17 protein-coding genes are annotated in these 24529 nt (G+C 58.5%); 11 read left to right on the top strand and 6 right to left on the bottom strand.

What is annotated here, in order from left to right:
* The first annotated feature begins 19 nt into the window (after nucleotides 1-19).
* Nucleotides 20-1528: an Asp-tRNA(Asn)/Glu-tRNA(Gln) amidotransferase subunit GatB gene (gatB, locus tag HMPREF3135_RS02605; RefSeq protein ID WP_016422487.1), complete on the top strand. Its 1509-nt coding sequence runs from the start codon at nucleotides 20-22 to the stop codon at nucleotides 1526-1528.
* 12 nt (nucleotides 1529-1540) lie between these two features.
* Here the strand turns inward: gatB and HMPREF3135_RS02600 are convergent, their stop codons facing one another.
* The gene (locus HMPREF3135_RS02600) at nucleotides 1541-2617 is read right to left on the bottom strand and encodes a glucose dehydrogenase (RefSeq protein WP_224783716.1); all 1077 of its coding nucleotides are present in this window, start codon (nucleotides 2615-2617) and stop codon (nucleotides 1541-1543) included.
* 76 nt (nucleotides 2618-2693) lie between these two features.
* On the opposite strand from HMPREF3135_RS02600, the gene HMPREF3135_RS02595 reads away from it, so the two are divergent.
* A complete protein-coding gene (locus tag HMPREF3135_RS02595; protein WP_224784247.1) occupies nucleotides 2694-4097 on the top strand; it encodes a DoxX family membrane protein in 1404 nt (467 codons plus the stop codon).
* A 75-nt stretch (nucleotides 4098-4172) separates the two neighbouring features.
* Nucleotides 4173-5057 carry a hypothetical protein gene (locus tag HMPREF3135_RS02590; RefSeq protein WP_224784246.1) on the top strand — a complete coding sequence of 295 codons (885 nt, stop codon included), beginning with the start codon at nucleotides 4173-4175 and terminating at the stop codon, nucleotides 5055-5057.
* A 15-nt stretch (nucleotides 5058-5072) separates the two neighbouring features.
* Here HMPREF3135_RS02590 and ilvD read toward each other — a convergent pair whose 3' ends face one another.
* The 3 genes from ilvD to HMPREF3135_RS02575 form a co-directional block, all read right to left on the bottom strand.
* Nucleotides 5073-6917 (bottom strand): dihydroxy-acid dehydratase, encoded by a 1845-nt coding sequence (gene ilvD, locus HMPREF3135_RS02585; protein ID WP_070437867.1) that lies wholly within the window; start codon nucleotides 6915-6917, stop codon nucleotides 5073-5075.
* Between the two features lie 134 nt (nucleotides 6918-7051).
* A complete protein-coding gene (locus HMPREF3135_RS02580; protein WP_070437865.1) occupies nucleotides 7052-7600 on the bottom strand; it encodes a PH domain-containing protein in 549 nt (182 codons plus the stop codon).
* Between the two features lie 57 nt (nucleotides 7601-7657).
* Entirely contained in the window at nucleotides 7658-9313 is a 1656-nt protein-coding gene (locus HMPREF3135_RS02575; protein ID WP_070438009.1) for a mechanosensitive ion channel family protein, read from the bottom strand.
* Between the two features lie 360 nt (nucleotides 9314-9673).
* Between HMPREF3135_RS02575 and HMPREF3135_RS02570 the strand changes: the two genes are divergently transcribed.
* The 5 genes from HMPREF3135_RS02570 to serA all read left to right on the top strand — a co-directional run bounded on the left by HMPREF3135_RS02570 (nucleotide 9674) and on the right by serA (nucleotide 17032).
* A complete protein-coding gene (locus HMPREF3135_RS02570) occupies nucleotides 9674-11584 on the top strand; it encodes an acetolactate synthase large subunit (RefSeq protein WP_049172103.1) in 1911 nt (636 codons plus the stop codon).
* A 34-nt stretch (nucleotides 11585-11618) separates the two neighbouring features.
* On the top strand, nucleotides 11619-12122 hold the full coding sequence (ilvN, locus tag HMPREF3135_RS02565; RefSeq protein ID WP_048735338.1) for an acetolactate synthase small subunit: 504 nt from the start codon (nucleotides 11619-11621) through the stop codon (nucleotides 12120-12122).
* A 53-nt stretch (nucleotides 12123-12175) separates the two neighbouring features.
* Entirely contained in the window at nucleotides 12176-13192 is a 1017-nt protein-coding gene (gene ilvC, locus HMPREF3135_RS02560; RefSeq protein ID WP_038628558.1) for a ketol-acid reductoisomerase, read from the top strand.
* A 281-nt stretch (nucleotides 13193-13473) separates the two neighbouring features.
* Nucleotides 13474-15198 carry a hypothetical protein gene (locus HMPREF3135_RS02555; protein ID WP_049190122.1) on the top strand — a complete coding sequence of 575 codons (1725 nt, stop codon included), beginning with the start codon at nucleotides 13474-13476 and terminating at the stop codon, nucleotides 15196-15198.
* Between the two features lie 238 nt (nucleotides 15199-15436).
* Nucleotides 15437-17032, top strand: coding sequence for a phosphoglycerate dehydrogenase (gene serA, locus HMPREF3135_RS02550; protein WP_070438005.1), 1596 nt, complete (start codon nucleotides 15437-15439; stop codon nucleotides 17030-17032).
* A gap of 122 nt (nucleotides 17033-17154) precedes the next feature.
* On the opposite strand, the gene HMPREF3135_RS02545 is transcribed toward serA, so the two are convergent.
* Together HMPREF3135_RS02545 and HMPREF3135_RS02540 are read right to left on the bottom strand one after the other, a co-directional pair.
* Complete coding sequence (locus tag HMPREF3135_RS02545; RefSeq protein WP_049172105.1) at nucleotides 17155-18657, bottom strand: acetyl-CoA hydrolase/transferase family protein; 1503 nt, start codon at nucleotides 18655-18657, stop codon at nucleotides 17155-17157.
* 151 nt (nucleotides 18658-18808) lie between these two features.
* Nucleotides 18809-19885, bottom strand: a complete 1077-nt coding sequence (locus HMPREF3135_RS02540) for a GTP-binding protein (protein WP_049172106.1) — start codon at nucleotides 19883-19885, stop codon at nucleotides 18809-18811.
* Nucleotides 19886-20174: 289 nt separating this feature from the next.
* Between HMPREF3135_RS02540 and HMPREF3135_RS02535 the strand changes: the two genes are divergently transcribed.
* The 3 genes from HMPREF3135_RS02535 to HMPREF3135_RS02525 all read left to right on the top strand — a co-directional run bounded on the left by HMPREF3135_RS02535 (nucleotide 20175) and on the right by HMPREF3135_RS02525 (nucleotide 24505).
* Nucleotides 20175-21689: an acetyl-CoA hydrolase/transferase family protein gene (locus HMPREF3135_RS02535; protein ID WP_070437862.1), complete on the top strand. Its 1515-nt coding sequence runs from the start codon at nucleotides 20175-20177 to the stop codon at nucleotides 21687-21689.
* Nucleotides 21690-21890: 201 nt separating this feature from the next.
* A complete protein-coding gene (locus tag HMPREF3135_RS02530; protein ID WP_070437859.1) occupies nucleotides 21891-23420 on the top strand; it encodes an HNH endonuclease signature motif containing protein in 1530 nt (509 codons plus the stop codon).
* A 68-nt stretch (nucleotides 23421-23488) separates the two neighbouring features.
* Nucleotides 23489-24505, top strand: coding sequence for a 3-isopropylmalate dehydrogenase (locus tag HMPREF3135_RS02525; protein WP_101687711.1), 1017 nt, complete (start codon nucleotides 23489-23491; stop codon nucleotides 24503-24505).
* Nucleotides 24506-24529 lie beyond the last annotated feature (24 nt).

Below are 24529 nucleotides of genomic sequence, written 5' to 3'. Positions count from 1 at the left end.
GCTAGTAGACTCTACAAACATGACCGCTGCATACGCTGATGACTTGATGGACTTTGATGAGGTCCTCGAACGTTTTGACCCGGTAATGGGCATGGAGGTTCACGTCGAGCTCTCGACGAATACCAAGATGTTCTCCTCCTCCTCGGCGCACTTTGGTGCCGAGCCGAATAGCAACGTCGATCCCTGCAGCCTCGGCCTACCTGGCGCGCTGCCTGTGGTTAACCGTCAGGGCGTTGAGTGGGCCATCAAGATTGGCCTGGCGCTGAACTGCGAGATTGCTGAGTCCTCCCGCTTCGCGCGCAAGAACTACTTCTACCCGGACCAGCCGAAGAACTACCAGATTTCGCAGTACGACGAACCAATCGCCTACGACGGATATCTTGACGTTCAGCTTGACGACGGCACGGAGTTCCGTGTCGAAATCGAGCGCGCTCACATGGAAGAAGACACCGGCAAGCTGACGCACTTGGGCGGTGCCGATGGTCGTATTCACGGCGCCACGCGTTCGCTGGTGGACTGCAACCGCGCAGGTATTCCGCTGATTGAGATCGTTACTAAGCCAATTCTCGGTGCAGGGGAGCGTGCCCCAGAGGTTGCTCGTGCGTACGTTTCTGCGCTGCGTGACCTGGTGAAGTCCCTCGGTGTCTCCGATGCCCGCATGGACCAGGGCTCGATGCGTGTGGACTCCAACGTTTCCCTGCGCCCAATCGGCCAGGAGGAGTTCGGCACTCGTACCGAGACTAAGAACATCAACTCCCTGAAGTCGGTTGAACAGGCTGTTCGCTACGAGATGCAGCGCCAGGCTGCTGCGATTACTAATGGCGAGGAGATCGTTCAGGAAACCCGCCACTACCAGGAGACCGACGGCACGACCTCCAAGGGCCGCCCGAAGGAATCGCAGTCGGATTACCGCTACTTCAACGACCCGGATCTGCCACCTGTGATTGCGCCGCGTGAGTGGGTGGAGGAAATCCGCGCAACTCTGCCGGAGCTGCCGTGGGTGCGTCGTGCCCGTATTCAGGAAGAGTGGGGTCTGAAGGACGAGGAAATGCGCGACCTGGTTAACGCCGGCGCTCTCGACCTGATTGTCGACACCGTTGAGGCTGGTGCCGGCCCGGCTGAGGCTCGTTCCTGGTGGGTCGCTTACCTGGCGCAGAAGGCCAACGAGGCAGGCGTGGAGCTGGCTGAGCTCGCGATTACCCCGGCACAGGTTGCACGTGTGATTGCACTGATTGAAGAGGGCAAGCTGACCAACAAGCTGGCCCGTAAGGCCGTTGACGGCGTGCTCGCAGGCGAGGGCGATGTTGATGAGGTCGTTGCTGCCCGTGGCCTGGAGGTCGTTCGCGACGACGGTGCTATTGAGAAGGCCGTCGACGATGCACTGGCTGCTAACCCGGACATCGTCGAGAAGTACCGAGCTGGCAACAAGAAGGTCGTCGGTGCCATCGTGGGGCAGGTCATGAAGGCCACCCGCGGCAAGGCAGACCCGGCTCAGGTCAACCAGCTGATTGCGAAGAAGCTGAGCTAGCCTCCCTGAAAGCTAATCCGGGGAACCGCCGGCGGCACCATCGCTCGGCAGTCTGACGACGCGCTCGTCGGACTCCGACGGTTGTGCCCCGGCGGTTTTGTTGGTCGTGGCACCCCAAACTTCAATACCCTGATTTGCTGCGACAGCCGCTACATACGAGATGTGGCCGAAGTCGCCGTCGACAAGCACTTCAGGGGAACCCTTGACCTCCCACGCCGCGTCGGGCCCACTTGACTTCGGACCCACCGGCATGGAGATGACCTTCTGCGCGTCTGGGATGGCAATGACCACGCGGTCACCCATCACTGCGCATCCACCGATGGAATCGTTCAGGTCCACACCGCCGAGGGGATTAATCACAGGGCCGGTGAGCTGAACCAGCTGTGGGGTGCCGTCGAGAATGGCGGTTGCCAACGGCGGCATTCCGTCCGGACCATGGCAGAACTGCTGAAACTCAATGCCTGGATCTCCCACGAGCAATTTGCGCGGGGACAGGGTGTCCGAAGTTCGGTCAAAATAGATTCCGAGAATGCCGGGCTCGCTGAGGTCCGGAAGTTCGCGCACATCAGCGGTGCTGCCCTCCACGAGGGTGACGCGCGCAATGGTGTCGTCGTTACGCAAAACAAAGACCTGACGGTCCTCTTCAACCGAGGGACTGGGCAGCAGTTGTTTTGCAGGGGCGCCGAGCCGTGCGACCTCACGCGGTGTCTTACCCGGTGCGACAACGGTGAGTGCACCGTCGTCGGTGGCGACGAGAGCCTCCCCAGGGCCGGTTGAGGCTAGCGCGGTGGTAAGCGGTAGGCAGGCCGCGAGAGTGACATCGTCGAGGTCGCAGGGACCTTTGTCTTTGGCTTTGCTTTCCGTGGTTGGGACCGGGGTAGAGGGCAAATCAGGGGAGGAAAACTTCGGCATGGCAATGCCTGTCGGTTCCGACTTGTCTTCAGTAAACGGTGACTCAAGCGCGCTCGAGGCACTCATGCAGCCGGAAAGAGAGACCATCCCGACGACACCAGCGGCGAGCGCAGCACGACGACGCCGCCCGCGAGCGCGAGCCTGTGCACTGCTGGTGTGGACGAGGTGGAATCCCATAGGCATACACAATACAGCCTCGTTTCCCGGCCACGCCTGCGACCAAAAGTGAGGCAGTAGTTTTAATGTGGACGATGTGAGCGACTCAGAGAAGTACCCGAACGACCGCGCCCTCGAGAATGTGGAGGACGGATTCGATGACGATCTCGACGTCCCGACCTACCGCAAGCTCGCTGAGCCAATGAACGAAGAAACAAACCGTGACGACAGCGACAACACCGCAACGCAGATTTTTCCGGGTGTGCCGGAAAAGCGCGTAGAGGAGGAGTCGGAGGCGGAGGTAGACCAAGAAAACCTGCCGCCGGAAGCCGAGACCGATAGCGGTGCTGAAGCCGAGGTGGAAACCGAGTCTGAAACAGAAACAGTGACTGAGCCGAGCCCCGAGCCGGAGCCTGAAGTTCAGGAAGCCCCGAAGAAGCGCTACGACGCCTACGCCGCTGCAGGCCGCACGGCACCTCAGGTGATTAGCCCTGCCGGTAAGCCTTCGCCGCGGGATGAACAGGCCGAAACTGAATTGGCACCCGCGGCCGATAAAGAGTCGGAGGTAGCCCCGGAGTCGGAGGCGACCGAAATCTTTGAGCAGCCGGCCCGTAGCGAGCGCGTTGATTCAGATGAGGATTTCAGTCAGCCGACGCAGGCCTTCTCGGCTTCTGAAGCGGCAGCAGCGTCCGCAGCGGGAGCTACTGCAAATAAGTCGGAAGCACAGCCAGTATTCGACGATGAGGCGGAGCCGACCTATGACTCTTCACGCAATTCCGCTGCTGAGACTCAGTATTTCGATGAATCGGATTTCGCTGAACCGGCTGCGTCCCGCGATACCGCTGGTGCAGCTGGCGCCGCTGGTGTTGCAGGAGCAGGCGTAGGAGCCGCCGGGGCAACTGCTGCTACGACTACCGCCGCTGCTGACGACGATGAAGACACGGACTTCTACGACGACAACGAACCGGAGTTCCGTCGCGGTACCACTGACTTCGGCCTCCTGCTGCTGCGTCTTGGATTGGGCGCGCTACTGCTGGTCCATGGTCTGACAACGCTGCTCGGCTGGGGCAACTCCGGTGGCACCACTGCGCTGGAGACACAGTTTAGCCAGAACAACTTTGCCCTCGGCCCTGTAATGGCCACTGCCATCCCAACGGTTCAGCTCATCGCGGGTGCCCTGCTCATCTTAGGGCTTGCGACACCGCTGGCCGCAGCATTGGCGCTGGCATTGTCCGCCTACCTCAGCATGTTTGATGTGGCTACCTCTGCCAATGGCGTGAATATCGTCGGCCAGGATTCCAGCAACCTCCAACTACAGCTGTTGATGACCGCCATGGCGCTTGGCTTGCAGTTCACCGGCCCGGGCCGCATCGGCATCGACTTCGGACGCGGCTGGGCTCGTCGACCACTGGCATCGTCGTGGATCTTCGGAATTCTGTCCATCGCCGCAGCAATTGGCCTGTGGTGGCTGACGACCGGCACGCTGCCGTTTGTTGGCTAAGGCGGCTCGCAGCTGCACAAACAGTCGAGCGACCTAAACTAGGTTCTCGGTTAGGGCCGGGGTACAATGCCCCCTATGCCAAAGTCGAGACACGTACTAAAGACCACCCTCGCGGTGGTCTTTTTCATGTCTTCGATAGGCGCTACAACGTCGATTCACTCACCTTCGACAGCCGCTGCCGGCGAGCACAATGAGGTTGCAGCCTCCGTCTCGTCGGCAAGCGTCTGGCCGACACATCAGGTGAGTCTGCCACGCATGAACCTCAACGCCGGAGGGTTGATTGAGACTGACCCGCGCACGCAAATGGCGGTGAGCTACGAGCCGGTGGGCGTGGGGTACAGCAGCCAGGCATCGCAACGCCCGCTGCCGGCGCTATCCCTGATTAAGTTGTATATCGGTCAGTATGTGCTCGAACACGGCACTGCCGACGATGCCGAGCGCGTCGAAAAGATGATTTCGCGTTCCGACGACGATTTGGCCGCCGACTTTTACCGGAAGTACCCGGAATCGGTCGATTCCATTGCGACCGAGTACGGCCTGTTCAACACTTCCGGCGGAGAAAAGTGGGGAGTATCGAGGACCACCGCGGAAGATGTGGTGTCTTTTATTTCCCAGCTTCGTCTGAAGCATCCTAATTCTGAGGTGCTCGAGGCGATGCGACACTGGTCGCCGATTGCTGCCGATGGCTATCGACAGAATTTTGGTCTTGCCGGCCTGCCCGGTTCTGAAGGCGCGAAGATGGGCTGGTCCAACCGGCGTTCGTGGCACTCTTCCGTTGTTTTTGGCCCCGGATATGTAATGGCGGCCATTACCGAGGGTGGCAAAAATGCACACACCGAGGACGTCGCTGAGGGGATTGCCGACGTCGAGTGCCGGGATTTGGTGAAGCCCACGCGGAAGACTGGGCGCAAAGCTACCCTAGAAACGCCAAAGGCCCGTGCGGTAAGCACAGGCCTTTAAGCGGGTTTGATCTAGCTAGTCGACAATGCGGACCGCGCCCTTATCCGCACTGGACGCCATCTTGGCGTATGCGCGCAGCGCCTTGGACACCTTGCGCGGACGCGGCTTGTGCGGAGTAAACGGCTTGTCGCGCTTGAGCTCCTCATCGCGGCGAGCGGCCAGCTCCTCGTCGGACACCTGAATTTCGAGGCGTCGTTCAGCGACATCGATGTACACCGGGTCGCCGTTGCGGACGAGACCGATTGCACCGCCGGCAGCGGCCTCCGGGGAAACGTGGCCGATAGACAGTCCGGAGGAACCGCCGGAGAAGCGACCATCGGTGACCAGTGCACAGACCTTACCCAGGCCAGCGCCCTTGATGAATGCGGTCGGGTGCAGCATCTCCTGCATGCCCGGGCCGCCGGAAGGACCCTCGTAGATGACAAAGAGAACTTCGCCCGGCTGCAAGGTGCGGTTCAAGATGACCGAGACAGCCTCTTCCTGGCTCTCTACGACGCGAGCGGTGCCTTCGAAGTGGAACTGATCCTCGCCGATACCGGCGGTCTTCAGGATAGCGCCGTCCTCGGCGATGTTGCCGCGCAGGACACACAGACCGCCTTCCTTCGTGTAGGCGTGGTCGAAGTCGCGGATGCAGCCATTTTCGGAGTCCGTATCCAGGCTCTCCCAACGGTTGGATGTGGAGAACGGCTCGGTGGTGCGCACGCCGCCAGGGGCTGCGTGGAACAGTTCAATCGCTTCGTCAGTGGCCTTGCCGCCGCGGATATCCCAGTTGTCCAGGTGCTCCTCCAGAGATGGGGAGTGAACGGAGCGGACATTCATTTGCAGCAGGCCCGCGCGGCGCAGTTCGCCGAGGATGGCTGGAATACCACCGGCGCGGTGGACGTCCTCCATGTAGTAGTCCGAGTTCGGTGCCACCTTGGACAGACAAGGCACGCGGCGCGAAATCGCGTCGATGTCAGAGAGATTGAAGTCGATCTCGCCCTCCTGGGCGGCAGCGAGAATATGCAGCACCGTGTTGGTGGAACCGCCCATGGCAACGTCGAGCGTCATTGCGTTGACAAAGGCATCGCGGTTGGCGATGTTGCGCGGCAGCACGGACTCGTCACCATCGTGGTAGTAGCTCTTCGCCAAGTCCACAATCAGTTCACCGGCGCGGGTGAACAAATCGCGACGGGCCTGCTGAGTCGCCAAGGTAGAACCGTTGCCCGGCAGGGACAGGCCGAGGGCCTCGGTCAGGCAGTTCATCGAGTTTGCGGTGAACATACCCGAGCACGATCCGCAGGTCGGGCACGCCGAGCGCTCGATGTCGAGCAGATTCTTGTCATCGACCTTGTCGTTCGCGGATGCAGAAATAGCCGAGATGAGGTCAGAGCCGGGCTTGACGACGCCATCGATAACAACCGAAGATCCCGATTCCATCGGCCCGCCGGAAACGAAGACCACCGGGATATTCAGACGCAGAGCCGCATTGAGCATGCCCGGCGTGATCTTGTCACAGTTGGAAATACAGACCAATGCGTCAGCGGTGTGAGCGTTGACCATGTACTCCACAGAGTCAGCAATAATCTCACGGGACGGCAGCGAGTAGAGCATGCCGTCGTGCCCCATCGCAATTCCGTCATCGACAGCAATGGTGTTGAACTCACGGGGGACACCGCCTGCTGCGGTCACAGCTTCTGCGACGATGTCGCCAACGTCCTTCAGGTGCACGTGCCCCGGAACGAACTGAGTGTAAGAGTTTGCAATTGCGATAATCGGCTTGCCGAAGTCGCTATCGGTCATGCCAGTTGCGCGCCATAGGGAACGCGCACCTGCAGCATTACGGCCGGCAGTGGTGACTTTAGAGCGAAGGGGAATCATGGGGGCTGCCCTTCCTAGATAGGGTGCAAGGTAATTAATTATCCATATTAATCACAAAAAGCCCCTAATGTCTCATTTCGTGGTCACTAGTGTCCGCATAATGAGATTTAGGGGCTTTGTGGACTGCTTATATGTTACTCGGCAGTGGTGTCACTTTTAGGCTTGGCACCTTTGGCTTTAGCGCTTTTAGCCTTGGCATCGGCCTCAACCTCACTGACCTTCTTCATTACCGAGTAGCCATCGCGGTCGAAAACCTCGACCTTGTCATTTTCCGCCATGCGAGCCGAAGCAATCGGATCTGGAATCAGACCGCCGGTGGCTTCCTTCAACTCCGGTAGCGAATTAAAAGAGATGGCCGGCAGGGCGATGCGCTCATCGGACTTGGTCACTGCAAAGGCGCGACCGCCCTTGTTGAAGAAGATGCCCGCAAATTCGCTCCAGGGCACCGAGCGGCGCTTGGCCAATAGGTACACCGCGGTGATACCGCGTGGTCCCACAGTGGTGCGTACTCGGAAAATCCAAAGCGTATAAATCAACGGTGCCAGGAAGGTAACGGCCAGCCACGGGGCAAAACCGGTGGCAATTACACACAGCACGAGCATGAACGCAACGATGAACAGATGCGTCTTCTGTGGGCGAAATCGCTGCGTCGCAATTTTTGGCTGTGGAGTCGAGTCAGTCATGGCCTTTGATTGTAGCGGGTAGTTCGGATTCGCCAATGCACGGTGGGCGGTTGCGCGTTATTGCGTATCAGCGGAGTTCGGTTCCGCGTTGTTAGTGGAGTCTGTCGACTGTGATCCGCCAGTGTTCTCGTTGTCGGTGTTGCTCTGAGTAGAGTCTGGCTCGGTGGAGGTGGCGGTCGAAGGTGCGCGGTTCTGCGTGCTCTGAGGCTGCTGTGAAGTCTCGGACGGCTGATTCTGTGATGTCTGAGTCTGCTGTGAAGTCTCGGTGGGCTGCACACTCTGTGTGGTACTAGTCGGCTGGTTCGATGACTGCGGAACCGACGACTCTTCCGAGTCCTCTTCCTGTGTCGTTACCCGATCGCTCCACCTGCTCGGTGCCAACCATCCAGATGGGCCGTCCTCAGTTTCGACTGTCATCAGGTTCAAAATGAAGAGGATCAGTAAGGCTACCAAGAGCACAATCGTCGAAACGCGAGCGCGTCCACCTGCGGAGAGGATTCGACGAACCTTCTGGCGCGTCGTGAGTGTCTTCCAGTCAGGGTGGCTAGCCAGTTTGCGGATGACATTGTTGCTTCCGCTGTCTTCCTGCTCGCGTCGGGCATCATCGAGGTTGGCACCTGCATGTGGCAGGTCGGATCGCTCGTTCCCGACTTGCTTGTCGACGGTCTGAGTTTCCATCAGCTTGGTTTCTGCGGTATCCGGCTGGACAGTAGTGTTCGCTACCGCTTCGACAATTTCGGTTGGAGCACTGTCGCCGTCGTCAAGCTGTTGTTTTTTCTCTTGCTTAGCATCGGCCTGTCTAAGCTGTTCGATCATCGTGTCATCACGGACGTGGCCGGTGATTTCTTCGGCGGGGGCAAACGGAGTCTGTTGGGCGCGCTCGCCGTAGTCATCCCACCAAGTGTCGATGACTGCGGCGCGGATGGCGCGCTCGATGAGCCATTGGTCGCCCGGTTTGCAGTCGACAATCAAGCGCATAGTGACGGTCCACGGCAGGCCCATAACCGTTGGCGGGTTGAGTTCCGTGGAGGACTGCAGCTTGATCTCGGAGAGAACTGCGTCCTTGACGGAGTCCAGTGTGATTGCACGCTTGGCGGCGGCGACAGTGCGCTCTTCCAAATCCTTAATGGAGCCACCGGCGGTCATCGGTACGGGAACTTCAACGACAGCACGGGACCACTGTGAGGAGTAGTTGATACACATACGTGCCTCGGAGTTCGGAACGATGATTTCCTCGCCGTTAAGGGTTCGGATGGTGGTGGCGCGCAATGTCATATTGACCACGTCACCCTGCACGGTCCCCGAAGGGGCGTGGAACTCAACCCAGTCGCCAATGCCGTACTGCTTCTCGGCAATGATGAACAGTCCGCCAAGGAAGTCGGCGATGACTCCCTGTGCGCCAAAACCAACAGCGGCGGAAACGACCGTCGCGGGGATAGCGGCGGCGGTCAGTGAGATTCCGAATTTCGACAGAATCGCGATGATTAAGACGAAGTATGCAATGACTTCGACGATGTAAACCACAGCGCCAATCAGTGCGCGCCGTCCCTTGGACTGCTCCTCTGAAGAGGAGATGTTTCCGTCCGCAATTGCCAGAACGAAACGTCGGATACGGGGAACAAGAATTAGCAGAATGGCCAGACATGCGATGGCAAGGCCGTTATTGGCCACCCATTGCCATGTCCGTAACAACATGTATTGCAAGAATTCCATGCCATCCACCGTAGGTCGTTCGCCTTAATATGCGCTGAGTTTAAAGGTAAAGAATTATGCATAAAGACGAGCTTTGGACTTGGGGCTTGCGGGGCTCGGGCGTGTAGGGCTTGGGTGTGCAGGCTTGGGTGTCCCCGGGGTCGTGGTCGGGGAGTTTCTGGGTAGAGTGATTCCCAAAGTTGGGGCGGGGTTCTCGTTGGAATCGGGTGGGTGCTCGGGGTGTGATACGGATGGCGTGTCCAATTGACGGGATTGACTTCTCACTATGTGGACGTTAGGGTTGTAGCCAACGCCACATTCGTAGCTTCTTTGCGTGAATGTGTGTTGAGTAGTTGCCCACCATGATCCAGGAGCGAAATCGTGAACGCGCACGAGCAGCACACCCCATCGCCCGCCCAATTCGCGGCTAAGGCGCGCACCAGCGCCCCCGAGCGAATTTCTGGTGCACAAGCCATTGTCCGATCCCTTGAAGAGCTTGGTGTCGAGGTAGCCTTCGGTATTCCCGGTGGTGCAGTGCTTCCGCTCTACGATCCGATTTATGACTCGGAGAAGCTTCGTCACGTCCTGGTGCGCCACGAGCAGGGAGCTGGCCACGCTGCCACTGGTTACGCGCAGGTTTCCGGCAAGGTTGGTGTCTGTATCGCGACTTCCGGCCCGGGTGCTACTAACCTGGTGACCCCGCTCGCGGATGCTCAGATGGACTCCGTTCCGGTTGTCGCTATCACTGGTCAGGTCGGTCGCCCGCTGCTGGGTACTGACGCTTTCCAGGAGGCTGACATCCGCGGTGTGACCATGCCGATTACGAAGCACAACTTCATGGTCACCGAAGCTGAGGACATCCCGCGCGCGCTCGCTGAGGCATTCCACCTGGCTTCTTCTGGTCGTCCAGGTCCGGTTCTGGTCGATGTCCCGAAGGACCTCCAGAACACGATGATCGACTTCACCTGGCCGCCGGAGATTAACCTGCCGGGTTACCGCCCGGTGACAACTCCGCACCAGCGTCAGATTGACGAAGCCGCTGAGATGATTGCTGCGGCAAAGCGTCCGGTGCTCTACATCGGTGGTGGCGTCATCAAAGCCGATGCTTCCAAGGAGCTGGTCGAGTTCGCCGAGCAGACTGGGGTTCCGGTCGTGACCACGCTGATGGCTCGCGGCGCATTCCCGGACTCGCACCCGCTGCACATGGGTATGCCGGGCATGCACGGCAAGGTGTCAGCCGTCGCTGCTCTGCAGAAGTCCGACCTGCTCATCACTATTGGCGCGCGTTTCGACGACCGTGTTACCGGTGATCTGAATTCCTTCGCGCCGAACGCGAAGGTAATCCACGCCGACATTGACCCGGCAGAGATTGGCAAGCTCCGCGAAGTTGATGTTCCCATCGTCGGCGATGCCCGCGAGGTCCTTGCCGCACTTAGCGAGTCCTACACCAAGCTCGGTCTTAGTCGCCCGCAGATTGCCGACTGGCTGAAGCTTCTCGACGGTCTCCGCGACGAGTTCCCCCTCGGGTGGGAAGAGCCCGCTGATGGTGCAATCGCTCCGCAGTTTGTAATTCAGACTCTGTCCGACATCGTTGGTCCAGAGGCCATCTATGCCGCTGGCGTCGGCCAGCACCAGATGTGGGCAGCGCAGTTCGTCCAGTACGAGAACCCGCGCACCTGGCTTAACTCCGGTGGTGCCGGCACGATGGGCTACTCAATCCCGGCTGCGATGGGTGCCAAGGCGGCTGCTCCAGAAAAGGAAGTCTGGGCCATCGACGGTGATGGTTGCTTCCAGATGACCAATCAAGAGCTGACCACCTGTGCAATGGAAGGTTTTCCCATCAAGGTTGCCTTGATTAACAACGGTAATCTGGGCATGGTTCGTCAGTGGCAGACGCTGTTCTACGATCAGCGCTACTCCAACACCAAGCTGCGCCCGGAGGATAACTCCTACCTGCCGGACTTCGTCCAGCTCTCCGAGGGGCTTGGCTGCGTGGCGATCCGCGTGACCAAGAAGGAAGATGTCGCGGCGGCGATTAAGAAGGCACGCGAGATTAATGACCGACCGGTGGTTATTGACTTCATTGTCGGTGAGGATGCTCAGGTGTGGCCGATGGTGGCAGCTGGCAAGTCCAATGATGAGGTCGAATACGCCCGCGGTCTGCGCCCGCTGTTCAACGATGAGAATTCAGCAGCTGAGGCCCCGGCTGACATCCACGGCACTGTTGTGGACAACTCCGAGGACGCCGCGAAGCAGCCCGACGCTAACCACCCGTCCATGAAGACCCGCTAATCGGGATCCGAAGCAACAGGAAGTGAGTCCCAAAATGGCTGAACTGCACACTCTATCCGTGTTGACCCTCGATGAGCCGGGTATTCTGGTCCGCATTGCGGGCATGTTCACCCGCCGAGGTTTCAGCATCCAGTCGATTACCTCGGGTGAAACTGAGACCGAGGGAGTCAACCGAATCACCGTCGTGGTTGAGACGGAGACGCTGCCGATCGAACAGATCACTAAGCAGCTGAACAAGCTGGTGCCCGTGCTGAAAGTGGTCCGCCAGCCCCCAGAGACCATGGTGTCGCGCGGACTGCTGATGGTGAAGGTTTCCTGCGACAACACCAATCGTCCGCAGGTAGTCGATGCCGCCAATCTCTTCCGTGCCCGTGTGGTGGACGTTTCTCAAGAGTCTGTCATCATTGAGGCGACGGGTGAGCGCTCGAAGCTTGTAGCCCTGCTGGAGGTCCTCGAGCCGTTTGGTATCCGTGAGCTCATTCAGTCCGGTACCGTCGCAATGGCACGTGGGCCGAAGCCGATGCTCCAGGCCCGCTAACAACTAAACGCTAAGATTTTTAACGAATCCGATTCGAAAAGAGGCTAACTTTAATGGCTATTGAACTGCTGTACGACGACGATGCTGATCTGTCCATCATCCAGGGACGTAAGGTCGCAATCCTGGGCTACGGTTCCCAGGGCCACGCTCACGCTCAGAACCTGCGCGAGTCCGGTGTCGAGGTTGTTATCGGTCTGCGTGAAGGTTCCAAGTCCGCTGTGAAAGCCCAGGAAGCTGGCTTCGAGGTTAAGTCCAACGCAGATGCCGCTGCATGGGCAGACGTCATTATGGTGCTGGTTCCGGACACCACCCAGGCAAAGGTTTACAGCGAGGACATCGAGCCGAACCTGAAGGACGGCGACGCGCTGTTCTTCGGCCACGGTCTGAACATCCACTTCGACCTCATCAAGCCGGCTGACAACATCACCGTCGGTATGGTTGCTCCGAAGGGCCCGGGTCACCTGGTTCGTCGTCAGTTTGTCGATGGCAAGGGCGTTCCGTGCCTGATTGCTGTTGACCAGGATCCGAAGGGCGAGGGCCGCGACCTGGCTCTGTCCTACGCTGCAGCTATCGGTGGCGCCCGCGCTGGCGTTATCCCGACCACCTTCGAGGCAGAGACTGTGACTGACCTCTTCGGTGAGCAGGCTGTTCTTTGTGGCGGCACCGAGGAACTGGTCAAGGTCGGTTTCGAAGTTCTGGTTGAAGCTGGCTACGAGCCGGAGATGGCATACTTCGAGTGCCTGCACGAGCTGAAGCTGATTGTTGACCTGATGTTCGAGGGCGGTATTGCCAACATGAACTACTCGGTCTCCGACACCGCTGAGTTCGGTGGCTACCTGTCTGGCCCGCGCGTTATTACCGCTGATACCAAGCAGCACATGCGCGAGATTCTGTCTGACATTCAGGACGGCACCTTCACCAAGCGCCTGATTGCCAACGTCGAGGGCGGCAACAAGGAGCTCGAGGACCTGCGCGCTTCCTACAACAACCACCAGATTGAAGAGGTCGGCTCCAAGCTGCGCGACCTGATGAGCTGGGTTAAGGTCGACGCTCGCGCTGAGACTGCCTAAGTTTGTTGCTTAAGCGAATCCCTCGCTTGTTCGCGAAGTAGGGCTTCATCACTGAGCTTCACCGCCGTGATGAGGCCCTTTTCGTATCTCTCTTACTAGTTTTCTTTCACTGAACCGTGTGGGGTAGACGTGTGGAATAAACGTCTGAGCTAAAAGCAACTACTGCCAAACGGGTGTAGCCCCAGTCCTATCCGGGGTTCTAATCTGGGTTGAAAGGTCTCCCTCAACAAAGACGTTCGATAGTCTAATCGTTGAAATCAAATCATTTCACGGAGGTAAATGTGCGAGTATCCGCAATGACGCGGCGCGTGACGGCAACCGTTGCCCTGACGGTCAGCCTGGCGTTGGGGTCAAGCGCCTTGGTCGCGTGTGGAAATTCCGACAGCGCTGTTTCCACGAAGAAGGTGGACGCTGAATCGACGGTGCTTAGCGACGACATCGCAGCGTCGGAAAGTCTGATCGACAGTTCGGAAGCGGTTGTCGTTTCCTCGGCTGGCTCTGCTGAGCAGCGTAGGGCGGCAGGCATCGCGGTTGCTGCTGGTCTGCCGATGCTAGTGGCTGGTTCTGCCGAAGATGCGGAAGATGACACTACTGCCAAGAGCCCGAAGAAGGATGCTCGTGGCCGTGATACTGGCGCCGATATCGCCGATGTGGAAAAAGAGATTGACCGCCTGGGCGCAAAGACAGTCCTTACTGTGGGGGCAGTTGACCTGACTGGCGAAGAGGGCCGTCAGATCATTGCCGATCCGGGTACGACCGATGGCCTTAAGGAGCTCGTCGGTACCGAGTTTAAGGTTCTCAAGGAGACGGAGTCGAAGCCGACTCGCGCTGTCGTTGAGATGGATCCGGAGAAGCCAACTGTCGTCGAGGGCGATGCAACGAAGGATGGGGCAGCCAACCAGGAGGCTCAGGATCGCGCCAGCGATGGGCAGGACGACAAGGGACAGGAGAGCGTCACCCTGCCGAAGGGATCTCCGAAGGAGGTCAAGGACAAATTGGCACTGGCCGCACCGGGTACCGGTTTGGCCTCCATTGCTACGGCCCGTGCCGCTGGCCTGAAGGTCAGTTGGTTGCCGGTGGGCGACGCGCGTGCTACCTCTGAGTCGATTTCCGCTGCTCGCGACGGCGAGTCCCTGATTGCTCTGGGTAAGGTTTTCGGCGATAAGGACAAGTTTGATCAGTCCATCGAGCTTGCCAAAGATGACAAGGTCAAGGAGCTGCCAGGTGGAGGCACACTGCTGTTCCCCGGCCGTCATCTGATTGCAACGTATGGTCACCCAGGTGTCGCTCCATTGGGCGTGATGGGCGAGGATGATCCGGAGGATGCCGTCGCACGTGCGAAGGACTACGTCAAGCAGTACGAGAAGTTCGCTGATGACCCGGTACTGCCGGCCTTCGAGATTATCGCTTCGGTCGCGCAGGCTGACCCAGGTCCACGCGGTGACTACTCCGAGCCGGCTCCGGTTGAGACTCTGAAGCCGTACGTCGAGGCAATGACCAAGGCCGGCGGCTACGTCATCATCGACCTGCAGCCGGGTAGTGCGGACTTCCTGGACCAGGCCAAGTTCTACGAAGAACTGCTGAAGATGCCAAACGTCGGTCTGGCGCTGGATCCGGAGTGGAAGATGGAACCGGGGCAGGTTCCGGCGACCCAGGTTGGTCACGTTAAGGCTGAAGAAGTCAACCGCGTTGCTGATTGGCTGGCTGAGCTGACTCGTAAGAACAACCTTCCGCAGAAGATGCTGATGCTGCACCAGTTCCAGCTACAGATGATTCGCGACCGCGAGACGCTGGATCTGTCGCACCCGGAGCTCGCATTCGTTCTGCATGCCGACGGCCATGGCACCGCGCAGGAGAAGTTTGAGACCTGGAACGTCATGCTGCAGGATTTGCAGCCGGAGATTTTCGAGGCGTGGAAGAACTTCATCGACGAGGATCAGCCGATGTTTACTCCTGAGGAGACCATGAACATCGAGCCGCGTCCGTGGTTGGTTACGTACCAGTAGGTTATAGACCAGCAGAAATAAAAATATAACGCGAAATATTTGCCGACTTGAATGTCGGGGGCAACGGCGCTTACTCCCTAAACAAAGGGTAGTAAGCGCCGTTTTGCTTAGGTAAGTCCCCCCGTGTCTCACCCCCAGAGTTTATGATGAGACGTAATGCGCGTGCACGCTTTAGTAGTTTTCTTAAGTGACACCGCACATACTGCATAAACTTTTCGAGACAAACCAGGAGATGCTTGTGAGCCAGAACGCTCGCCCCGTTGTCCTCATCGCCGACAAGCTGGCACAGTCCACTGTGGACGCATTGGGGGATTCCGTTGAGGTCCGTTGGGTAGATGGCCCGAACCGCGCTGAGCTCCTGGCTGCGGTTGGTGATGCTGACGCACTTCTCGTCCGCTCCGCTACCACCGTGGATCAGGAAGTCCTCGAGGCTGCTCCGAATCTGAAGATTGTCGGCCGCGCCGGCGTTGGCCTGGATAACGTCGACATCGATACCGCTACCAAGCGCGGCGTCATGGTTGTCAACGCTCCGACCTCTAATATTCACTCTGCATGTGAGCACGCAATCGCACTGCTGCTGGCCACCGCTCGCCAGCTGCCGGCTGCGGACGCGTCCCTGCGTGAGGGGGAGTGGAAGCGCTCTTCCTTCAAGGGTGTCGAAATCTTCGGCAAGACCGTCGGTATCGTCGGTTTCGGTCACATCGGCCAGCTGTTTGCGCAGCGTCTCGCTGCTTTCGAGACCAACATCATTGCGTACGATCCGTACGCGAACCCGGCCCGTGCTGCTCAGCTCGGTGTTGAGCTGGTTGAGCTGGAAGACCTGATGGCTCGCGCTGATTTCGTGACCATCCACCTGCCGAAGACCAAGGAAACCGCTGGCATGTTCGATGCTGAGCTCCTGGGCAAGGCCAAGAAGGGCCAGATCATCATCAACGCTGCCCGCGGCGGTCTCGTCGACGAGCAGGCGCTTGCCGACGCGATCAAGGCAGGCAACATCCGCGGTGCTGGCTTCGACGTATACGCGACCGAGCCGTGCACGGATTCCCCGCTGTTTGGTCTGCCGGAAACTGTTTGTGCTCCGCACCTGGGTGCCTCCACCGTTGAGGCTCAGGACCGTGCGGGTACCGATGTCGCTAAGTCCGTGCTGCTGGCACTGGCTGGCGAGTTCGTCCCGGATGCTGTCAACGTTTCCGGTGGCGCTGTCGGTGAAGAGGTGACCCTGTGGCTCGAGCTGGCTCGTGAGCTGGGGCTGGTTGCTGGCGGTCTGCTCGAGGGCGCTCCGGCCGCTGTTGAGGTCACCGCTCGCGGTGAGCTGCACACTGAGGACGTTAACGTTCTGGGTATGGCAGCAATCCGTGGACTGTTCTCCCTCATGGTGGAAGAGCCGGTCACTTTCGTCAACGCTCCGCGTATCGCAGAAGAGCGTGGTGTGACCTTCACTGTCGAGACCGAGCCGGAGTCCGTCTCCCACCGCTCCGTTCTCGAAGTCAAGGTCATCGGTGCTGATGGCTCCACCGCTACCGTCGTTGGTGCTCTCACTGGCCTGAACCGCGTCGAGAAGATTGTCCGTATCAATGGCCGCGGCATCGACATGCGCGCTCAGGGCCGTAACCTCTTCCTGCTGTACAAGGACGTTCCGGGCGCTCTGGGTCGCGTTGCTACCACTCTGGGTGAGTCCGGCATCAACATCGAGGCTGCTGCTCTGTCTCCGCAGGAAGCAGATCAGACTGCCATCCTGGTGCTGCGCGTTTCCAAGGAGGTTCCGGAGGAGCTCGTCGAAAAGATTACCGAGGAGATCTCCGCTACCCACGCTCTGCAGCTTGAGCTGGACTAGTTCTGAGCGCCTAGACGTTTTAGAGCTAGTCTCTAGCGCAGCTTCTACTGCATGAAAAAATCCCCTCCGCATGGAGGGGATTTTTGTTTCCCAGCTGATCTATGCAGCCGTAGCCCTACTGCCTAGCCCTTCATCGAGCCCTTCTCAATCATGTTGACGTGGAAGTCGAAAGCAGTACGCAGATCGTGCGGGGTAGACATGCCCGGAGCGGTCTTCAGCGCGCGCTCGTAGTACTCCTCCAGCAGTGGCTGGTACTCCGGGTGTGCAACGGAAATCAACTTCGCCACGCGGTCACGTGGTGCCAGGCCACGCAGGTCAGCGAATCCACGCTCGGTGATGATGACCATGGCGTCGTGCTCGGTGTGGTCAATGTGCGAAGCGAACGGAACGATAGTCGAAATCGCACCGTCCTTCGCCAGCGACGGCGAGATGAACGAAGAAACGAAGGCGTTACGGGTGAAGTCACCGGAACCACCGATGCCGTTCATCATTCGGGAGCCGTTGATGTGGGTGGAGTTGACGTTGCCGTAGATGTCGGCCTCAATCATGCCGTTGGTGGCGATCAGGCCGACGCGACGGACAACCTCCGGGTGGTTAGAAATCTGCTGCGGGCGCAGAATGATGTTCTCGCGGTAGCGAGCAGCCTCGTTGTTCATACGCTCGGCAGCTTCCGGAGACAGGGAGAAGGAGGTAGCCGAAGCGACGGTCATCTTACCTGCGTCAATCAGGTCAATCATGCCGTCCTGAATAACCTCGGTGTAGGCCTTGATGTTCTCAAACTTGGAGTCCAACAGACCCGCCATCACGGCGTTCGGAACGTTACCGACGCCCGACTGCATGATGTACTGGTCGTAAGCCAGGCGACCCGCGCGAACTTCGCCCTCGAGGAAGTCGAGGAAGTGGCCGGCAATGGCCTTCGAGGTCTCATCCAACGGCTTGAACGGGGAGTTGCGGTCCGGCGCGTTGGTCTCGACAACTGCGACAACCTTGTCCAGGTTGATGTCGATGTAAGGGGTGCCAATGCGGTCACCCGGAGCGTTGATCGGCACCGGCGTGCGGTTAGGCAGGTGCTGAATGCGGTAGATGTCGTGCATGCCCTCGAGTTCCTCGGACTGCCACGAGTTGACCTCAATGATGATCTTGTCAGCGTTGTCCATCCACTCGACGTTGTTGCCAACGCTTGACGACGGAACGAGGTGTCCATCTTCCGTAATACGAGTGACCTCAACAATTGCGGCGTCAATCGGCAGGAAGCCCTGCTCGATGTACAGCGCGGAGTGGGAGAGATGGATGTCCTGGTACTTCGCCTTGCCCGAGTTGATGGACTTACGCAGTGCCGGATCGCCCTGGTACGGCATGCGGTAGCGGATGATGTCAGCTTCTGCCATCACGCCGTCACAGTCCGGGGCAGTGGAAGCGCCAGTGTAGATGTCGACAGCGAACTCTTCACCCTTGGCGTGGAGTTCCTTGCCGCGGTTTGCCAGCGCAGTCGGCAGAGCCTTCGGGTAGCCAGCACCGGTGAAGCCAGAGATGCCGAGGGCATCACCATGATTGATAAACTGTGCAGCCTCGTCGGCGGTCATTACCTTGCCGCGCAAACCGGCATGTGCGATGCGATCAGACATGTCATCTCCTAGATAGACTGTTCGACTTTAGTTTTGTCGCCTAACCTAGCATGCGCTAACAGTGTGTTGCCACACCCGCAGGTTGAGAAGTGATTTATGACACTCTGATCGCTTCAGCGGGTCGTTTATCGGCGCTCTTCCAGGGGCTTTGTTACAGCAATTCCCGCACTTCTTCGTCGGTCAGCATGGCATCCTCGAACGCTTGCAGTGTGGCCTCTGGGTTAAATTTCACACCGATGAGTACGACCTCATTGGATGGTGGGACATCGGTCTGCGCCCACATGACGGCAGGGGTGATTTTCAGGTTCGGCCCCGCCTGACTCCACACGTGGGCGACTTCGAGGCGGTCGGAAATCCAGCAGTGCCCCTTGGATCGTACGAGCCCCTTTGTGCCGCGGAGAGCCTTGATTAGTCGTTCGCGGTCGAAGGGTCGATTGCCTCGGAAAACAACCGAAGAAATGCCGTATTCTTCAGTCTCCGGCGTGTGGGGATTCGCAAGTTCTTCTGCATATCCGTGGAAAGTGGCCGCGGTACCTTCGTCGTAAAGCGATGCGTCGAGAATGGCAGAGGTGGCGATTTCGCCGTTAGTCACGCGGACGATGCGTGCGCGGGGGTTCATTGCGCGGATCGTTTCCTCGGTACCGCCGGTGAGCTTTTCGCCGGCGAGGTCGGATTTGGTGATGAGGATGAGATCGGCGAATTCCACCTGGTCGACGAGGAGGTCGGCGACCGTGCGTTCGTCGTCAGGCAGCGCGCGCCCCTGGCGGAGACTGTCGAGGAATGTAGAGGCGTCGACGAGCGTGACCATCGTGTCGATGGGGGCGATGTCGGCGAGACGGCGGCCGTCGTCGAATTCCCACTCGAAGGTAGCGGCGACTGGCATGGGTTCGGAGATACCGGTGGATTCGATGACGATGTGTTCGAATTTGCCGCTGCGCGCGAGCTTGCCGACGTTTTCCACGAGGTCATCTCGCAGCGTGCAGCAGATGCAGCCGTTGGACATTTCGATGAAACGGTCCTCGCCGCGCTCGAGATATGTGCCCTGCTCGATGAGGGCGGCGTCGACGTTGACTTCCGAGAAGTCGTTGACGATGACCGCGATTTTGCGCCCCTGTGAGTTTGCCAGGAGGTTGTTCAGGAGGGTGGTCTTGCCGGCGCCCAGGAATCCGGACAGGACGGTGACGGGAGTGGTCTCGGTGGTGCTATCAGAAAATTCGGTAGAAGTCACCCGACAAGATTAACGTACTGAAAATGATTATCAATAACTACTGTGTGAATTGGGCTAGGCAAGGGGTTGTAAATGTGTCGTATGGCTGATTGTTGGCCAGTTGTGACGTAGGGCATAAAACGGTGTTGTAGTCGGTTTTAGTGTCGCGTGAAGTGTGCCTAAAATGGGGGCGCTTTCGGGCATCTGAATGAATGTCGCTAACCGCTTCGTTGATAGGGTTGGGGGTGTGCTTTGGTGTTCGAAGCACTACCCCCGATAGTCGCGTTGGGGGATATAGAAAGGTGAATTCATGTCAGATCGTATTGCCCATGCTGGTCTCAAATCCAAGGTGATGACCGCGCAGGAGGCGGCGCAGTTCATCAACCACGGAGACATGGTGGGCTTTGCCGGATTTACCGGTGCTGGCTACCCGAAGGTTGTCCCGCCGGCTCTCGCTGAGCGCATCGAGGCCGCTCACGAGCGTGGCGACGAGTTTAAGATTAAGGTCTTGACCGGCGCGTCTACCGCTCCGGAACTTGATGGTGCGCTGGCGAAGGCCAATGGTGTTGAGTGGCGTATGCCGTACCAGTCCGACCCGGGAATGCGTAACCGTATCAATGCAGGCGATGCCTTCTATAGTGATATTCACCTGTCGCACTCTGGCCCGATGACTGAGCAGGGCTTCTTTGGTCCGGTCAATGTTGCCGTGGTCGAAGCTGTTCGCATTAAGGCCGATGGCTCCCTGATTCTTTCCTCTTCGGTTGGTAACAGCATTTCTTACCTCAATGCTGCAGAGAAGATCATTATTGAGGTCAACTCCTGGCAGTCCGAGGACCTCGAGGGTATGCACGACATCTACAGTGTCGGCCTGCCTCCGAACCGTAAGGAGATTCCGATTGTGAACCCGGGGGACCGCATCGGCACTCCGGATGTTCAGATCGATGTCGATAAGGTTGTCGCTGTCGTCGAGACGAACGCCGAGGACCGTAACTCGCCGTTCAAGCCGCTGGACGATGACTCCAAGGCTATTGCTGGCTACCTGCTCGACTTCCTCGATGGCGAGGTCAAGGCCGGTCGTCTGCCGGAGAACCTGCTGCCGATGCAGTCGGGTGTCGGTAACATTCCGAACGCCGTTCTCGCAGGTCTGCTCGACTCCAAGTATGAGAACCTGACCTCCTTCACTGAGGTTATCCAGGACGGCATGGTCGACCTGATGGATGCTGGCAAGCTGACCGTGGCTTCCGGTACTGCATTCTCGCTGTCTCCTGAATATGCAGCTCGTATGAACGAGAATGCTGCTGACTACCGCGAGAAGATCGTTCTGCGGCCGCAGGACATCTCCAATAACCCGGGTCTGGTCCGCCGCATGGGGCTGATTACCACCAACGGCATGATTGAGGCTGACATCTACGGCAACGTCAACTCCACTCACGTGGCTGGCTCCCGCATGATGAACGGCATTGGCGGTTCCGGTGACTTCACCCGAAACGCCTACATCTCTACGTTCGTGTCCCCGTCGCTGGCTAAGAATGGCGACATTTCCGCAATCGTGCCGATGGTCTCTCACGTTGACCACACTGAGCATGACGTGATGGTCATCATCACTGAGCAGGGTCTGGCTGACCTCCGTGGGCTGGCGCCGCGTCAGCGTTCCCGTGTTGTCATTGAGAAGTGTGCGCACCCGATGTACAAGGAGGCGCTGCTCGAATACGTTGAGCGTGCTGAGAGGGCCACCCCGTACCTGCATACTCCGCATGACCTGGGTACTTCTTATGACTTCCACCGTCGTTTCCTCGAAAACGGTTCCATGAAGCCGGTCGACTAGGTTTCTAGTGCGGTTCCCGCTTTACGACGAAGTTTGCGTCGTAGGGCGGGATTTTCTTTCGGCTTTAGTTCGAAATAGTGTTCGAATAATGTGGAGATTTTTGGGGTGCGCAGCGGTTTGAATCCGGGGTGGGGGATATGGTGTGGGCGAATTGATAAAGAACTGTTCGTTAGGGGACCTCGTTAGGGAGGGGACAGTGCAATGTCAGAGTTGGAATCGTGTGGGGAATTTCGGTTCAGCCATGAGGTGAGGGCTCATTCGCTCGCTGAAGTGATGCGCGAGATTAATCGTCTGCAGATGGTTATCGCTCAGCGGGTCGCACCACCAGATGATGGCGATGTCGAAGCTCATTTGGCTTATTGGTCGGTGGTGCTTGGAATCTCACGCGCCGAAGTGAACAAATATATGGAAATTGGCTACATGCTTGGACGTATGCCGCAACTAGCGGAAATGTGTCAGGAGCGCGGGCATTTGTCGATGAGGCATTTAGCAATGCTTGGTAAACATACCCGACCTGTAGCCGATGACAAGGTTGACGCAGTGGAGTCGGGTCTCGTGGACGTCGTTAAGCCTAGGCGCGACGGGGAGGCACTCCGTGGCGTGCGTGCGATGGCAACGCGGGTGCAGCGAGTGATTGGTGAGTGTGCTCCGGAAGTGCGGCCACGTGATGTGGATGTCGCTGGGTTGCAGGCTGATAGGGTCCTGGCCCGGAATGTGGAGGCGACCGTAGATGCTGCAATTGATGCGGCGGCATACCGGGTCGAGGTGGATGGAGAGTCGGCGGATAATCCCGTGGAGTCGGAGGAGGTACGGGAGGTTCAAGCTGCGGCTCTCGACTACTTCGGCGATCGTATGACGGCTAAGGAGTTTATCGCAGTTGATGAACATGGTGACGCTGGAGTTACGACACTGACTACTGTCCTCGAGCGGCATCATGCAGTGGAAGCCCTTGCAATTATCGACGCAGTGGCTAAGAAGATGAAAGTGAGTCGCGCGGCAGCTTTCATGCATGCGTTACGCGGTACTTGTGAGGTGGAGGTGAATCTGGAACTCTTCCGAGTGCTCTCTCCCGGGGAGGATGGCGAACCGGAAAACACTCCAGTGTGGCTCGCTGGCGCAGGTTGGCTTTCTTCGCTGGTGGCCGAGTCTTGGCTGAAGCGGGTATCGGCATTGCGGGTGCTGGGGGATAGTGTGGTTGAGGGGTATCGGCCCTCTGAGTCTCAGCGTGCATTCGTGCGCGCCCGTGATGGTGTGTGTAGTTTTCCTGGTTGCGATGTCCCTGCGGAAAAGTGCGATATCGACCATATTGTGGAATTTGATCACAGCCTTTCCGGTGGTGAGCGGCAAAAGGAAGGGGTCACGCACACAGATAATCTCCATTGTCTCTGTCGAAGGCACCACAACCTCAAAACTGCCGGTATGTGGCGAGTTGTTCGAGGTGATGATGGGATCGAAGCTTGGACGTTCCTCTCTTGTGATGAAGGGCCGTTTGCGCAGTCGGAAAAAGAGCACACCGGGCATGGTCGGTATACCTTTGCCTCGCAGACAGAAAAGAAGACTGCTGCGCTATCTGAACACAATGAAAAGCGTCGCAAATTGCATGACAGTCTCCGCGGCCTAGTGGATAAGGTGCGGCGGGATATCGAAAAGGAGAGAGCAGTAGGCGGGGTGGATTGTGAAAACGATGGAGCTGATAAAAACCGTGGAGATAGTGACGGGGGTGAGCGCTAGGTTCTGCTACACTCATTTGTGTCCATATAGTGAGAAGGGTATCTCAAAAAATGACTGAGGCAGGAAAGCTGAAGATCGCCGTCATCCCGGGTGATGGCATCGGCACGGAAGTTACGGCAGAGGCACTGAAGGTGCTCAAGGCTGCTATCGGCGAGTTCGACACCACCGAGTACGACCTCGGCTCGCGTCGCTACTTGCGCAATGGCGAACTGCTTACCGACGCCGATCTCGACTCCCTGCGTGAGCACGACGCTATTCTGCTCGGTGCTATCGGTGACCCGGCGAACGTTCCTCCGGGTGTTCTCGAGCGCGGCCTGTTGCTGAAGATGCGCTTCGCGCTGGATCACCACGTCAACCTGCGTCCTTCCAAGCTCTTCCCGGGTGTCGAGTCACCGCTGAAGAACCCGGGCGAAATTGATTTCGTGGTCGTCCGCGAGGGAACCGAAGGTGCTTACACCGGTAACGGCGGTGCGATTCGCGTCGGCACGCCACACGAGGTTGCCAACGAGACCTCCGTCAATACCCGCTTCGGTGCTGAGCGCGTTGTTCGCTACGCCTTCGAGCTGGCTATGACCCGTCGTAAGAAGCTGACCCTTGTCCACAAGACCAATGTGTTGGTGCACGGTGGCGGTATGTGGCAGCGCACGGTCGATGAGGTCGCTAAGGAATACCCAGAGGTAGATGTCGATTACTCGCACATCGACGCTGCGACGATCTACCTCGTCACTAATCCTTCGCGTTTCGACGTCATCGTCACCGACAACCTCTTCGGCGACATCATTACTGATGAGGCTGGTGCAGTGTCGGGCGGTATCGGCCTGGCGGCGTCCGGCAACATTGACGCCTCTAATACCAACCCGTCCATGTTTGAGCCCGTTCACGGCTCCGCTCCCGACATTGCTGGCAAGGGGATCGCTGACCCGACCGCAGCCATTCTGTCGGGTGCCATGATGCTGCGCCACCTGGGTCGTGAGGAAGACGCTCAGCGCATCGAGGCTGCTGTGGAAGCTGACATGGCTACTCGCGGTAGTGGCCCGATCAAGACCGCTGAGGTTGGCGACCGCATTGCTGCTGCTTTGAAGTAGCGCAGTAAAAAATAGGGGGGGGGG

The organism is Corynebacterium sp. HMSC14H10 (genome assembly GCF_001807105.1).
In the GTDB taxonomy this organism is placed as follows: domain Bacteria; phylum Actinomycetota; class Actinomycetes; order Mycobacteriales; family Mycobacteriaceae; genus Corynebacterium; species Corynebacterium jeikeium_D.
The sequence above is the reverse complement of the archived record's forward strand: the minus strand, read 5'-3'. Positions and strand labels throughout refer to the sequence as shown.